This window comes from Thauera mechernichensis, assembly GCF_029588855.1.
GTDB classification, from domain to species: Bacteria; Pseudomonadota; Gammaproteobacteria; order Burkholderiales; family Rhodocyclaceae; genus Thauera; species Thauera mechernichensis.
Genome location: NZ_JARQZE010000001.1, coordinates 67,950 through 79,872, shown reverse-complemented (window position 1 = coordinate 79,872; position 11,923 = coordinate 67,950). Strand labels below are relative to the sequence as shown.

General features: G+C 64.4%; 13 protein-coding genes. 8 read left to right on the top strand and 5 right to left on the bottom strand.

Annotated features, from left to right (window positions below; all coding sequences use genetic code 11):
• Window positions 1-30: 30 nt before the first annotated feature.
• A complete protein-coding gene (locus tag P7F68_RS00435; RefSeq protein ID WP_277829745.1) occupies window positions 31-1,446 on the bottom strand; it encodes a sensor histidine kinase in 1,416 nt (471 codons plus the stop codon).
• A 371-nt stretch (window positions 1,447-1,817) separates the two neighbouring features.
• On the opposite strand from P7F68_RS00435, the gene P7F68_RS00430 reads away from it, so the two are divergent.
• Complete coding sequence (locus P7F68_RS00430; protein WP_002938264.1) at window positions 1,818-2,414, top strand: bactofilin family protein; 597 nt, start codon at window positions 1,818-1,820, stop codon at window positions 2,412-2,414.
• A gap of 28 nt (window positions 2,415-2,442) precedes the next feature.
• Here P7F68_RS00430 and P7F68_RS00425 read toward each other — a convergent pair whose 3' ends face one another.
• Complete coding sequence (locus P7F68_RS00425) at window positions 2,443-3,099, bottom strand: lytic transglycosylase domain-containing protein (protein ID WP_002938261.1); 657 nt, start codon at window positions 3,097-3,099, stop codon at window positions 2,443-2,445.
• Window positions 3,100-3,116: 17 nt separating this feature from the next.
• Entirely contained in the window at window positions 3,117-4,865 is a 1,749-nt protein-coding gene (locus tag P7F68_RS00420; protein WP_002938258.1) for a proline--tRNA ligase, read from the bottom strand.
• Window positions 4,866-5,035: 170 nt separating this feature from the next.
• Here P7F68_RS00420 and P7F68_RS00415 point away from each other — a divergent pair, with 170 nt between their 5' ends.
• From P7F68_RS00415 to coq7, 3 genes are all read left to right on the top strand, one after another.
• Window positions 5,036-5,602, top strand: a complete 567-nt coding sequence (locus P7F68_RS00415; RefSeq protein WP_002938255.1) for an RNA pyrophosphohydrolase — start codon at window positions 5,036-5,038, stop codon at window positions 5,600-5,602.
• 101 nt (window positions 5,603-5,703) lie between these two features.
• Complete coding sequence (locus P7F68_RS00410) at window positions 5,704-6,234, top strand: CNP1-like family protein (protein ID WP_277829744.1); 531 nt, start codon at window positions 5,704-5,706, stop codon at window positions 6,232-6,234.
• Window positions 6,234-6,854, top strand: a complete 621-nt coding sequence (gene coq7, locus P7F68_RS00405; protein WP_277829743.1) for a 2-polyprenyl-3-methyl-6-methoxy-1,4-benzoquinone monooxygenase — start codon at window positions 6,234-6,236, stop codon at window positions 6,852-6,854. The genes P7F68_RS00410 and coq7 overlap by 1 nt, the downstream gene beginning before the upstream one ends.
• A 40-nt stretch (window positions 6,855-6,894) precedes the next feature.
• Here coq7 and P7F68_RS00400 read toward each other — a convergent pair whose 3' ends face one another.
• Complete coding sequence (locus P7F68_RS00400; RefSeq protein ID WP_270068285.1) at window positions 6,895-7,314, bottom strand: OsmC family protein; 420 nt, start codon at window positions 7,312-7,314, stop codon at window positions 6,895-6,897.
• A gap of 626 nt (window positions 7,315-7,940) precedes the next feature.
• Between P7F68_RS00400 and rplM the strand changes: the two genes are divergently transcribed.
• The 4 genes from rplM (at window position 7,941) to erpA (ending at window position 10,451) form a co-directional block, all read left to right on the top strand.
• Entirely contained in the window at window positions 7,941-8,369 is a 429-nt protein-coding gene (gene rplM / locus P7F68_RS00395; RefSeq protein ID WP_002924531.1) for a 50S ribosomal protein L13, read from the top strand.
• Window positions 8,370-8,380: 11 nt separating this feature from the next.
• Window positions 8,381-8,773 carry a 30S ribosomal protein S9 gene (rpsI, locus tag P7F68_RS00390; RefSeq protein WP_002924528.1) on the top strand — a complete coding sequence of 131 codons (393 nt, stop codon included), beginning with the start codon at window positions 8,381-8,383 and terminating at the stop codon, window positions 8,771-8,773.
• 196 nt (window positions 8,774-8,969) lie between these two features.
• Window positions 8,970-10,007: an N-acetyl-gamma-glutamyl-phosphate reductase gene (gene argC / locus P7F68_RS00385; RefSeq protein ID WP_277829739.1), complete on the top strand. Its 1,038-nt coding sequence runs from the start codon at window positions 8,970-8,972 to the stop codon at window positions 10,005-10,007.
• A 93-nt stretch (window positions 10,008-10,100) separates the two neighbouring features.
• Entirely contained in the window at window positions 10,101-10,451 is a 351-nt protein-coding gene (gene erpA / locus P7F68_RS00380; RefSeq protein WP_002924524.1) for an iron-sulfur cluster insertion protein ErpA, read from the top strand.
• An 82-nt stretch (window positions 10,452-10,533) separates the two neighbouring features.
• Here erpA and P7F68_RS00375 read toward each other — a convergent pair whose 3' ends face one another.
• A complete protein-coding gene (locus tag P7F68_RS00375; protein ID WP_002938251.1) occupies window positions 10,534-11,856 on the bottom strand; it encodes a M23 family metallopeptidase in 1,323 nt (440 codons plus the stop codon).
• Window positions 11,857-11,923 lie beyond the last annotated feature (67 nt).

Below are 11,923 nucleotides of genomic sequence, written 5' to 3'. Positions count from 1 at the left end.
CGCGCAGTCGGGTGTCGGTGCGGGTGTGCATCATGCATGGGGGAGCTCCAGCTGGAAGTGTGCGCCCTGCGGACTCGGCAGGGCCCTGGCGTACCCGCCATGCGCGGCGACGAACTCGCGCACGATGGCCAGCCCGATGCCGCTGCCCTTGGTGCTTGCGGTGCTGCTGCGGCTGCCGCGGAAGAAGGGTTCGAAGATCCGCTCAAGTTCCTCTTCGGCGACGCCCGGTCCGTCGTCGCGGCAGTCGATGATGACTTGAGGCTCCTGGACCTGGACATCGATGCGGATGCGGCCGTGCTCGGGACTGAAGCGGATTGCGTTGGCGATGAGGTTCGACAAGGCGATGCGCAGCTTGCTGACGTCGGCCGAAAGGATCGGCGCGTCACCTTCGATCCGAACCTCCAGCTTGTGCGCCTGGATGAGGAGCTGATGCTCGCTTACGACCTCGGACAGCAGCGGCAGCAGGGCAGTTGGCTTGCGGTCCAGGCGGCGCGCATCGAACTGGGTGGCGTTGTAGTGCAGGAGCTGTTCGATGCGCTCCTGCAGTGCGCGTGCACTGCTGTCCAGGATGCCGGCAACTTCGCGCTGTTCGGCGTTGAGTCGACCGAGGATGCCGTCGCTGAGCAGGGCGACCCCTTCGCGTAGGGACGCGAGTGGGGTCTTGAGCTCGTGCGAGACGTGGCGCAGAACCCGATTTCGGTTGGCTTCGAGTTCGGCCAGCCGCTGGCGCAGCCAGTCCAGGTGCTCGCCGAGTTGGCGCAAGTCGGCGGGTCCGCCGATGCGGATGGGCGATTCGAGATGGTTGTCGCCGAGTGCGGCGATGGCGCGTTCCATACGCGCGAGTGGACGCAGCAGCCACCATGATGTGAGCGCCGCGAGTACGCCCGCAAGTGCGACCGCCGCGAGAATGTGCTGGGCGAGCAGGTGCCGGCGGTACTCGAGCTCTGCCAGGAGGTCCTCGCTCTCACGCGCAAGACGCGCCTGGATGGTGCGCTCTACAGCCTCGCTCACCTGGCTCAGGGCGAGGAAGTCGGCGCTGAAGTCCGCTGCGGCTTGAGCGCCGCTCCCGTCGGGGGTGGTTTCGAGGCCTCGTTCGATGGCGGCTGCCAGGGCACGCCATTCGCCGACTGGCGCAGCAAGTCCTTGCGCACTGGCCTCGAGCGTGTCCAGAGCAAGGTGCGCTTCACTGAGGGCGTCGTCGAAGCGCTGCCGCAAGGCAGGTTCGCCCAGCACGAGGTACTGGCGGGCGCTGCGTTCCAGGTCTACTGAGCGCTCGCCGAGTACGCGTGAGGCGGCGGTGAGCGCCAGGGCGTTGCGCTTGCCGTCGTGGATCGAGCGCGCAAGCGCCTCCAGACTCAGCCATCCGCTCACTGCCGCGGCAGCCAGCACGCCCGCGATCAGCAGGAAGGCGGTGAGCATGATGCTGCGAAACGAAGGGCGGAACATGGGCAGGCGGTCCCGGGAGGCTGAAGGGGAAGATGCCGTCGGCAAACGCGGGAGTGTAGGTCAGTCAGCCGAGGGCGGCGCGGACGCAAATGCAAGGTGAAGTAACGTCCGGCGCAGGAAGGCCTGCCGGTTGTCGCCTGCAAGCGACAGGGAGATTCGTTGCGCAATCAGGGGGATGGCGCTGGCAGGAGGGCATCGTGTCGGGCTGCAGCGACGCCAGCGCAGCTGCCCTGGGTTGGGAATGGGCTCGGGAATGAGCTGCAGGTTATTGAACTGCCTGCGGAAAGTGCCTGTGGCGAGGAGCCCGGCACGTTCCATGCTCATGGCTGACGATGGCAGCACAAGGACTGCATCAACCTCAAGGAGTCAGCATGTTCAACAAGCCCAATCTGTTTCACAAGACAGCCGAGATGCCTGCAGCCCGCAGCCCGCGTCCTCTTGGTGGTGCGGTCAGCGCACGGCCAGTGAGCCCGGAGATGCCGGCGACGCCAGCGGCTGCCGATGTCGCCGCAAGCGAGGCGGTCTCGGCAGCTCAAGGTAACGCGGTCGAGGCGGCGACGGCAGTGCCGACGGAGCGCAGCGGCGAGAGCCGCTTGATCGTCGGCCCCGACGTCAAGCTGAAGGGGGCCGAGATCCTTGATTGCGATACGCTCGTCGTCGAGGGGCGTGTCGAGGCCACCATGGACAGCCGCGTGCTTCGCATTGCCGAGGCGGGCGCCTACAAGGGCACGGTTGGTATCGACATTGCCGAGATCCATGGGCACTTCGAAGGAGAGCTGACCGCGCGCGTGCAATTGCTGATTCACTCGACCGGACGTGTCAGTGGCAAGATCCGCTACGGCAAGATCCTCATTGAAGAAGGGGGCGAGATCTCGGGCGACGTGCAGTCGCTGGTTGCGGGTGCGAAGGACGGGCTGCGCGCAGTGGAACGCACGGCCGATATGCGGCCCTTGGCCGCCGCTGGTTGACGCCGGCAGGCCCCGGCCGGTCCGGGGCTCAGCGCACTGCTGGCGTACCCGTATCCTGTCCGGCGGCAGCGAGTTGTTGCGGGTTCCAGCTCCAGTGCTGTTCCCACGCCGCGCGTACCAGGTTGGGATACTGCGCCTTGCCCAGGCTGCCGTTGTAGCGGCCCAGCGCGCGGAACAGGTCGCCCTTCTCGATGTCGAGGTAGTGGCGCAGGATGGTGCAGCCATAGCGCAGGTTGGTGCGCATGTGGAAGAGGTTGTCGTCCTCGCGGCCGATGACCTTGATCCAGAACGGCATCACCTGCATGTAGCCGCGTGCGCCCGCCGAGGAGATCGCGTACTTGCGGAAGGCGCTTTCGACCTGGATCAGGCCGAGCACCAGCTGGGGGTCGAGCCCGGCGCGGGTCGCCTCGTAGTGGATGCTGGTGAGGAGTTCCGTGCGGTAGACCTCGTCCGGGATCCGCCTGGCCAGCCGGCGCGACATCTCGGCGAGCCACTGTGCGCGTTCGCCGGCGTCCGGAATCGGCAGCATGGGGGCGGCAGCGTCGCTCACCGCGGCGTGCAGCGCAGCGCGGACACTGGCCGCCATGGGCTCGTACTGTTGTGCGCCGGCCTGCGCGCCGCCCGCTGCGAGCGCGAGCAGGCACGCGGCGGCAAGCTGGCGGAGCGGGGTGGGCAGGCGGCGCATTGCGGGCTCCCGGAGGCTCAGCCCTGCTTGAGGCGGTCGAGCACGTGGCCGAGCACCTCGCCGACCGCCAGCTTGGCGGCGTCGGCATCGCGCCTGCCCTGGTATTCGACCACGCCTTCCTTGAGCCCGCGGTCGCCGATGGTAACGCGGTGCGGCACGCCGATGAGCTCCCAGTCGGCGAACATCACGCCGGGACGCTCGTCGCGGTCATCGAGGATGGCGTCGACACCGGTGGCGACGAGCGCGTCGTAGAGCTTCTGGGCCTCGTCGCGCACCGCCTGCGACTTGCCCCAGCCGACGGGGCAGATGACGACTTCGAAGGGGGCGATCGCGCGCGGCCAGATGATGCCGCGAGCGTCGTGGTTCTGCTCGATCGCGGCGCCCAGGATGCGGGTGACGCCGATGCCGTAGCAGCCCATCTCGAAGTGCTTGGGCTTGCCGTCCTCGTCGAGGAAGGTGGCGTTCATCGCCTTGGAGTACTTGGTGCCGAGATAGAACACGTGGCCGACCTCGATGCCGCGCTGGATGGCAAGCACGCCGCCGCCGTCGGGGCTGGGGTCGCCCTCGATCACGTTGCGGATGTCGGCCACCAGGTCGGGCTCGGGCAGATCGCGGCCCCAGTTGACACCGGTGAAGTGGAAGTCGGCGTCGTTGGCACCGCAGATGAAGTCGGCCATGTGGGCGACGGTACGGTCGGCGATGACCTTGACCGGCTTCTTCAGCCCGATGGGGCCGAGGTAGCCCGGCTTGCAGCCGAAGTGCTCGAGGATCTCGGCCTCGGTGGCGAAGCGGAAGCCGGACTTGAGGCCCGGAAGCTTGCCGGCCTTGACCTCGTTGAGCGCGTGGTCGCCGCGCACCAGCAGCAGCCACACGGTGACGCCGGCCGGCTTGCCCTTGTCGTCGATGTCGTCGGTCGCCAGCACCAGCGACTTCACCGTGGTGGCCAGCGGCACCTTGAGCAGTTCGGCAACGTCCTCGCAGGTGGCCTTGCCGGGTGTGGGGGTCTTCTCCAGCGCCTTGGCAGGTTCGGCACGGCGCGCGATCAAGGACACTGCTTCGGCGAGCTCGATGTTGGCGGCGTAGTCGGAGTCCGGGCAATAGACGATGGCGTCCTCGCCGGTGTCGGCGATGACCTGGAACTCGTGCGAACGATCGCCGCCGATAGCGCCGGTGTCGGCGGCCACCGCCCGGTATTCCAGGCCGATGCGGTCGAAGATGCGCTTGTAGGCGGCGAACATGATGTCGTAGCTGCGCCCGGCGGCTTCCTCGCTGCGGTCGAAGGAGTAGGCGTCCTTCATGGTGAATTCGCGCCCGCGCATGACGCCGAAGCGCGGCCGGCGCTCGTCGCGGAACTTGGTCTGGATCTGGTAGAAGTTCTTCGGCAGCTGGCGGTAGCTCTTCAGCTCCTGGCGCGCGATGTCGGTGACGACCTCCTCGGAGGTGGGCTGCAGCGCGAAATCGCGTTCGTGGCGGTCCTTGAAGCGCAGCAGCTCGTCGCCCATCTTGTCCCAGCGCCCGGTCTCGTTCCACAGTTCGGCGGGCTGCACCATCGGCATGGTCAGCTCCATGGCGCCGGCGCGGTCCATCTCCTCGCGGATGATGGTCTCGACCTTGCGGATGGCACGCAGGCCCATCGGCATGTAACTGTAGATGCCGGCGGCGACCTTGCGGATCATGCCGGCGCGCAGCATCAGCTTCTGGCTGACGACTTCGGCGTCCGACGGGGCTTCCTTGAGGGTGAACAGGTGGAACTGGCTGGCGCGCATGAGGGTCTTTTGCGTAGAAGGCGTTGTCGAGCGCGCGATTCTAGCGCATGGCGTGCATGACGATCGCGCGCTCGTCGTTCAGCGTAGGTGATGCACGGACATGGTGCGCTTTCAAACGGGGCGCAAGTGTGAAAAAATTGCCGTCAATAAACCGAATTTGAAGGTTCGACATGCTTGACCGTGAAGGCTTTCGCCCGAACGTCGGCATCATTCTGGTCAATTCGCGCAACGAGGTGTTCTGGGGCAAGCGCATTCGCGAACATTCCTGGCAGTTTCCGCAAGGCGGCATCAAGCACGGCGAGTCGCCGGAGCAGGCCATGTACCGGGAGTTGTTCGAGGAAGTCGGGTTGCGCCCGGAGCACGTCAAGATCCTCGGCCGCACGCGCGGCTGGCTGCGCTATGAGGTGCCGAAGCACTGGATACGGCGTGAATGGCGCAACACCTATCGTGGACAGAAGCAGATCTGGTTTCTGTTGCGTTTGGTGGGGCGGGATTCCGACGTGTGCCTGCGCGCGAGCTCTCATCCGGAATTCGATGCCTGGCGCTGGAGTGACTACTGGGTGCCGCTCGATGCGGTGATCGAATTCAAGCGTCAGGTCTACCAGATGGCGCTCATCGAGCTCGCTCGCATTCTCCATCGCTCGCGCGCATTCGAACTGCCCGAGCCCTACCGTCTGCCGGGCCTTGCAGAGCCGGCAGAGTTGGGGCCTCAAGGCTTGGGTGGGCCGGGCGCATAGATGTTGAATGCAGGCGTCGCCTGCGGGAAGCCTAAGGGGTGTAGCGCCTGCCGGCTTGCATGCGGGGCAGGCTGCTTGGTCCCAATGTGGAGATTGCACGTTTGAACTCGATTCTCCGTCGTATCGCCCCTGCGGGCCTGCTTGCCCTGGGTTGCTTTTCGGGGGGTGTTTCTGCAGGCCTGCTTTTTGATGCCGACCCGAACTGGAAAGAGAGCGAGGTGGTGATGCCTCCGCCCGTCGAGGAGTCGCGCCTCAGGGCGTTCTACGTCAGTGCGGCCACGCCCAATGCTTTTTTCGTCGACGAGGCCAGTCTCGCTGTTGGTGATGACGGCGTGGTGCGCTTCACGCTGGTCGTACGCACGCCCGGTGGGGCGCAGAACGTGACTTTCGAGGGGATCCGCTGCGCGACCGGTGAGCGTCGCCTGTACGCCACAGGCCGCGCGGATGGGTCTTGGGTGCCGGCGAGGAACGATGCCTGGCAGCCGATCTCCGATAACACGTACAACCGCCCTCGCGCTGCCCTGGCGCAGGATTACCTGTGCGATGGCCCGGCCGCGCCCCGTAGTCGGCAGCATGCCTTGCAGCTGCTGCAACAGCGGCGCGACGTGATTCAGCCCTTCGGAGTCAGATAATGCTTGATCGTGCCATCATCGAGTTCGACAAGGCTTTGCGTACCGTGCTCGCACCGGCGCGCAGCGTGCGTCCCGTGCCTGGTGAGGGAGTCCCGGATGCAATGCTTGACGACGGCGAGCGTCGGCACGCCGCAGCCCTCATGCGCATCAATCATGTTGGCGAGATCTGTGCGCAGGCCCTCTATCAAGGGCAGGCCATGATGTCGCGTGATCCGGCGATCCGCGACACCTTGCGTCAGGCTTCGCAGGAAGAGACCGAGCACCTGGCCTGGACCGAGCGCCGTATTGCAGAGTTGGGCGGGCGCAAGAGTCTGCTCAATCCGGTGTGGTACGGCGGGGCGCTCGCCCTTGGTCTGCTTGCCGGGCGTTTCGGCGATCGCTGGAACCTCGGTTTTCTGGCCGAGACCGAGCGCCAGGTGGAGCGCCATCTCAAGGGGCATCTGGAGACGCTGCCGGCTGACGATGCGCGTTCGCGTGCGATCGTGGAGCAGATGAAAGTCGACGAAGCCGAGCACGCGGACATGGCCGTGCGGCTGGGCGCGCATGAACTGCCCGCGCCGGTGAAGGGGGCCATGAAGTTCGCAGCCAGGCTGATGACCACCGTGACCTATCGCGTTTGAGTCCGCTGTGGACGCGTGGTGAGCGTCCACCCCATGGCGGTCAGTCGGCCTCGACGAGTTCCAGTTCGTGACTGATCTCGGCAGTCTTGCCGAGCATGATCGAGGCTGAGCAGTACTTCTCGGCGGAAAGGTGGATTGCGCGTTCCACGCTTTCGCGCTTGAGGTTGCGCCCGCTCACGGTGTAGATGAAGCGGATGCGGGTGAATACCTTGGGGTCGGTGTCTGCGCGTTCGGCCTCGAGGCGCACGGTGCAGCCGCGCACGTCGTGCCGCCCACGCTTGAGGATCAGCACGACGTCGAAGGCCGTGCAGCCGCCTGCGCCCGCGAGCATGAGCTCCATCGGTCGAGGAGCGAGATTGCGGCCTCCCGCCTCAGGGGCGCCGTCCATCGTCACCATGTGCCCCGTTCCGGTCTCGGCGACGAAGCTCATCCCATCAAGCCATTTGATCGTGCATTCCATTCGATTTGCTCCTGGGGCTGTGCGCCCGATGTGTCCTGTCTGGCGGTAGTTGGGCCGCGATTTTATCGCAGTGCCGCAGGCTTGCGCGGCGAGCTTGGTCCTCAGCGGGGTTCCGTGTTCCGTCAGTGATTTGGATATGAGTGGTGCGGGGAGAGCAGGGGCGTGCCAGTGGCCAGTACGGCACCGTATTCATGCGGTGCACAAAAATAGACCGCACTGGAATCATGGACTAGAGGCTCGAGCGCTTTGGCTAGGCCGGGATGGGGTGAAAATTTGATATAAAACAATATACTGCTTTGCGATAAGGATGCTCTATCGAACAATCAAAACAATTGTAGTGCAATGCACAAAAACTGCTTGCGCGAGGGGGTTCGTCTCGCCATAATTCGCCTCAGTCGGATCGCTGACGCGGCATCGAAGACGACGCGCCGATCCAAATGGTGTCTCCTCCACCCTCCTCCTTTGGTGTGGATTTAACGCAGTCCTAGCGGACTGCGTTTTTTTTGCTTGTTGCGCTCGCGTCAATCTGCAAGTTGAGATTGACACGCGGGCCATGTTCGCATTAGGATTGCGAGCTTTCCGTTTGACGGCCAAATCCAAGGGCCCGACAAAGATCGAGGATTCACATGAAGACGTTTTCCGCCAAGCCGCACGAGGTCAAGCGCGACTGGTTCGTTGTCGACGGCACGGATAAGGTGCTTGGCCGTCTCGCCGCCGAAGTCGCCCGTCGCCTCCGTGGCAAGCACAAGGCTATCTACACCCCGCACGTCGATACCGGCGACTTCATCGTCGTTGTCAACGTCGACAAGCTGCGCGTGACCGGTAACAAGGCGCAGGACAAGAAGTACTACCGTCACTCGGGTTACCCGGGCGGTATCTACGAAACCAACTTCACCAAGCTCCAGCAGCGCTTCCCCGAGCGTGTGCTCGAAAAGGCGGTGAAGGGCATGCTGCCGAAGGGCCCGCTGGGCTACGCCATGCTGAAGAAGCTGAAGTGCTATGCGGGGCCGTCGCATCCGCATACCGCTCAGCAGCCGCAAGTTCTCGAGATCTGAAGGAGCCGACAATGGCTGTGACTTACAACTACGGTACCGGCCGCCGCAAGACCGCGGTCGCTCGTGTGTTCATCAAGCCGGGTACCGGCAACATCGTCGTGAATGGCAAGCCGGTCGACGAGTTTTTCTCGCGTGAAACCGGTCGCATGATCGTGCGCCAGCCGCTGATCCTCACCGGCAACGAAGGCCGTTTCGACATCATGGTGAATGTCACCGGCGGTGGCGAGTCGGGTCAGGCTGGTGCTGTGCGCCACGGCATCACCCGTGCCTTGGTTGACTACAACGCCGAGCTCAAGGGTGATCTGCGTGCAGCAGGCTTCGTAACTCGCGATGCTCGTGAAGTCGAACGTAAGAAGGTCGGTCTGCGCAAGGCGCGCCGCGCGAAGCAGTTCTCGAAGCGCTGATCGTCTTTTTGTCGCCGTGTCTGCAGGAGCCGCCCCATGGGGCGGCTTTTGTGCTTTCTGCGGCATGCTTGACCCTGTCCGGTGAAGGGGCTTCGGGAAGAGCTTGGCCGGACGTTGTGACGTCGTCAGGCATGCGCGCACCGCAGCCGGCAGTGCGATAATCCGGCCCTGAGGTCTTTCGTTGCGAGGAGCAAGCATGATCAAGGTTGGAGTCGTTGGCGGTACCGGATATACCGGCGTCGAGCTGCTGCGTCTGCTGGCGCGGCATCCAGGGGTGGAGCTCACGGCGATCACCTCGCGTGGCGAGGCCGGCATGGCCGTGTCGGACATGTTCCCCAGTCTGCGTCGTCGGGTGAGTCTCAAGTTCGTCACGCCGCAGGATGCGGGCCTCGAGAAGTGCGATGCGGTCTTCTTTGCCACGCCGAACGGCATTGCAATGAAGCAGGCTGCGGAGCTCGTCGCCGCGGGTGTGCGTGTGATCGATCTGGCGGCGGATTTTCGTATCCGCGATGTTGCCGAGTGGCAGAAGTGGTACGGGATGGATCATGCCTCGCCTGAACTCGTCGCCGAGGCGGTGTATGGATTGCCGGAGGTCAATCGCGAGCAGATTCGCAGTGCGCGCGTGCTGGCCAACCCGGGGTGCTACCCGACTGCTGTCCAGCTGGGTTTTCTGCCGCTGGTCGAGGCGGGGCTCATCGATATCGGTCACTTGATCGCCGATGCCAAGTCGGGCGTGTCGGGCGCGGGGCGCAAGGCCGAGGTGCATACCCTGCTGCCCGAGGCAGCGGATTCATTCAAGGCCTACGGCGTGCCGGGTCATCGCCATCTGCCCGAGATCCGTCAGGGCCTCTCGCTCGCGGCTGGGCAGCAGGTCGGCCTGACCTTCGTGCCGCATCTGACGCCGATGATCCGTGGCATCCATGCCACCTTGTACGGGCGGCTCAAGCCGGGTGTCGATGCATCTGACCTGCAAGGGCTGTACGAGCGGCGCTATGCGGGCGAGGCTTTCGTCGACGTGATGCCGGCGGGCAGCCATCCTGAAACCCGCTCCGTGCGTGCGTCGAACCTGTGTCGGATTGCCGTCCATCGGCCGCAGGGTGGTGACACCGTGGTGGTGCTATCGGTCATCGATAACCTGGTCAAGGGTGCGGCCGGGCAGGCGGTGCAGAACCTCAACATCATGTTCGGCTTCGACGAGGACGCCGGCCTGGACATCGTTCCCGTCAGCCCTTGACGGGAACTTGGTATTCGGACGACGATCCGATTTGCACGGTAGCGTCGCGAAGAGCGCATCATTCGCGGCACACCCCCCAACAGAGGAGAAAACATGAGCGCAGAAGTTGAAACCCCCGATATCCTGGTCTTCACCGATAGCGCAGCGAACAAGGTCCGCGAGCTGATCGAGGAAGAGGGCAATCCGCAGCTCAAGCTGCGCGTCTTCGTCTCGGGCGGTGGCTGCTCGGGCTTTCAGTACGGCTTCACTTTCGACGAGGAAGTGAACGAGGACGATACGACCTATGAGAAGAACGGCGTGATGCTGTTGATCGACGCCATGAGCTATCAGTATCTCATCGGTGCAGAGATCGACTACACCGAAGGTCTTGAAGGTTCGCAGTTCGTCATCCGCAACCCGAATGCGACCAGCACCTGCGGCTGTGGTTCGTCTTTCTCGGCGTGAGACGTAGGTACTGCAGAATAAAAACGGGGCGCCGCGGCGCCCCGTTTTATTTTGCAGCCCGCGCGCGGGCTGCATCCAGCATTCATTCAGCGCTGGCAAGCTCGTAGTTGAGCAGGGCGAAGCGATTGCGCAGCGGCGCGGTGTCGCGCTTGAAGGCGGCGAGTTCGCGCGCATTCAGCGTGTCTGCCATCGGCAGCGCCACGGTCATCGGATCTTGCGGCACCTTGTTGATGTGCACCTCGTAGTGAAGGTGGGGGCCGGTGCACCACCCAGTGCAGCCGACATAGCCAATCAGGTCGCCCTGGCTGATTGGCTGGCCTTTGCTCAGGCCCTTGGCGAAACCATTGAGATGGGCGTAGTGGGTGGTGATGCCGTTGCGGTGCTTGAGCACGATGAGGTTGCCAAAGCCGCGCTGGCTGCCGACAAACTCGACGGTGCCGTCCGAGGTGGCTTTGATCGGAGTGCCGGTCGGTGCGGCAAAGTCGGTGCCGTTGTGGTTTCGCCAGCTGCGGTGGATCGGATGCAGGCGGCGGCCGAAGCTCGAGCTCACGCGCGAGAATTCCAGCGGTGAGCGCAGGAAGCCCTGCTGGAGGCTGCGGCCGTCGTCGCTGTAGTACTGCTCCTTGCCGCTCGGGCCGCGGTGGAGGACGACGGCGTGGCGCTCGCCCTTGTTGATGAATTCGGCGGCGACGATGCGGCCAGCGCGAACAGGGTTGCCTTCTTCGTAGATCGCTTCGTAAATGACGTTGAAGCGATCCCCCTTGCGCAGGTCGGTATGGAAGTCGATCCAGGTGCCGAAGATCGTCGCCAGTTGGGTGGCGACGTTGTCGGGTAGGCCGACCGCGTCGGTGGCGCCGAACAGGGAGTGCGTGATCGTGCCTGAACGCATCTCCGTCATCGTGACCTGGGTTTCCCCGCTGGACTCCCGCAAGGCAAGCCCCTGATCGTTGCGCTCGAGCACCAGCTGCGTGCCGCTGTTGCCCATCGGCACGCTGAATGATGCGATGCGGCCATCGGGGGATACGATGGCGGTGACCGAGCGCCCGGCGCGCAACTGGCGCACGGCCTGCTTGCCCTCTGCCGAGGCCGAGAGGTGTGCGAGTGCCTCGGCGTCGTCGATATGCAGGCGGCTGAAAATGGACTGCAGGGTGTCTCCGGCCTGGATGCGCTCGCTGTACACGAAGGGGAGGTCGTTCTCCGCTTCGATCACTGCAACCGGCGCGGGCAGGCTTTCGACCACGCGCGCGAACTGGATGTCGGCCGTGTCGCTGCCCGGTGCAACTGCGGTCGCAGCCACAACACCGAGCAGCGATGCCCCGGTGATGCCGGCGAGGAGCCAGCTGCGGGGGCGAAGAAGGAGCTGGGCCGGTAGATCGGCTAGAATTCGGGTCTTTCTGGCCTTCATGAGCGCTGTCCGCTGGAATGGGCGAAAAAAATTTGCCGAAGTTTAGCAAACTAATACCCTTGTTCGG

Bases quoted from the DNA above. Each gene is read 5' to 3' on its own strand.
- P7F68_RS00435 (WP_277829745.1), bottom strand. From the start codon at position 1,446: ATGTTCCGCCCTTCGTTTCGCAGCATCATGCTCACCGCCTTCCTGCTG.
- P7F68_RS00430 (WP_002938264.1), top strand. From the start codon at position 1,818: ATGTTCAACAAGCCCAATCTGTTTCACAAGACAGCCGAGATGCCTGCA.
- P7F68_RS00425 (WP_002938261.1), bottom strand. From the start codon at position 3,099: ATGCGCCGCCTGCCCACCCCGCTCCGCCAGCTTGCCGCCGCGTGCCTG.
- P7F68_RS00420 (WP_002938258.1), bottom strand. From the start codon at position 4,865: ATGCGCGCCAGCCAGTTCCACCTGTTCACCCTCAAGGAAGCCCCGTCG.
- P7F68_RS00415 (WP_002938255.1), top strand. From the start codon at position 5,036: ATGCTTGACCGTGAAGGCTTTCGCCCGAACGTCGGCATCATTCTGGTC.
- coq7 (WP_277829743.1), top strand. From the start codon at position 6,234: ATGCTTGATCGTGCCATCATCGAGTTCGACAAGGCTTTGCGTACCGTG.
- P7F68_RS00400 (WP_270068285.1), bottom strand. From the start codon at position 7,314: ATGGAATGCACGATCAAATGGCTTGATGGGATGAGCTTCGTCGCCGAG.
- rplM (WP_002924531.1), top strand. From the start codon at position 7,941: ATGAAGACGTTTTCCGCCAAGCCGCACGAGGTCAAGCGCGACTGGTTC.
- rpsI (WP_002924528.1), top strand. From the start codon at position 8,381: ATGGCTGTGACTTACAACTACGGTACCGGCCGCCGCAAGACCGCGGTC.
- argC (WP_277829739.1), top strand. From the start codon at position 8,970: ATGATCAAGGTTGGAGTCGTTGGCGGTACCGGATATACCGGCGTCGAG.
- erpA (WP_002924524.1), top strand. From the start codon at position 10,101: ATGAGCGCAGAAGTTGAAACCCCCGATATCCTGGTCTTCACCGATAGC.
- P7F68_RS00375 (WP_002938251.1), bottom strand. From the start codon at position 11,856: ATGAAGGCCAGAAAGACCCGAATTCTAGCCGATCTACCGGCCCAGCTC.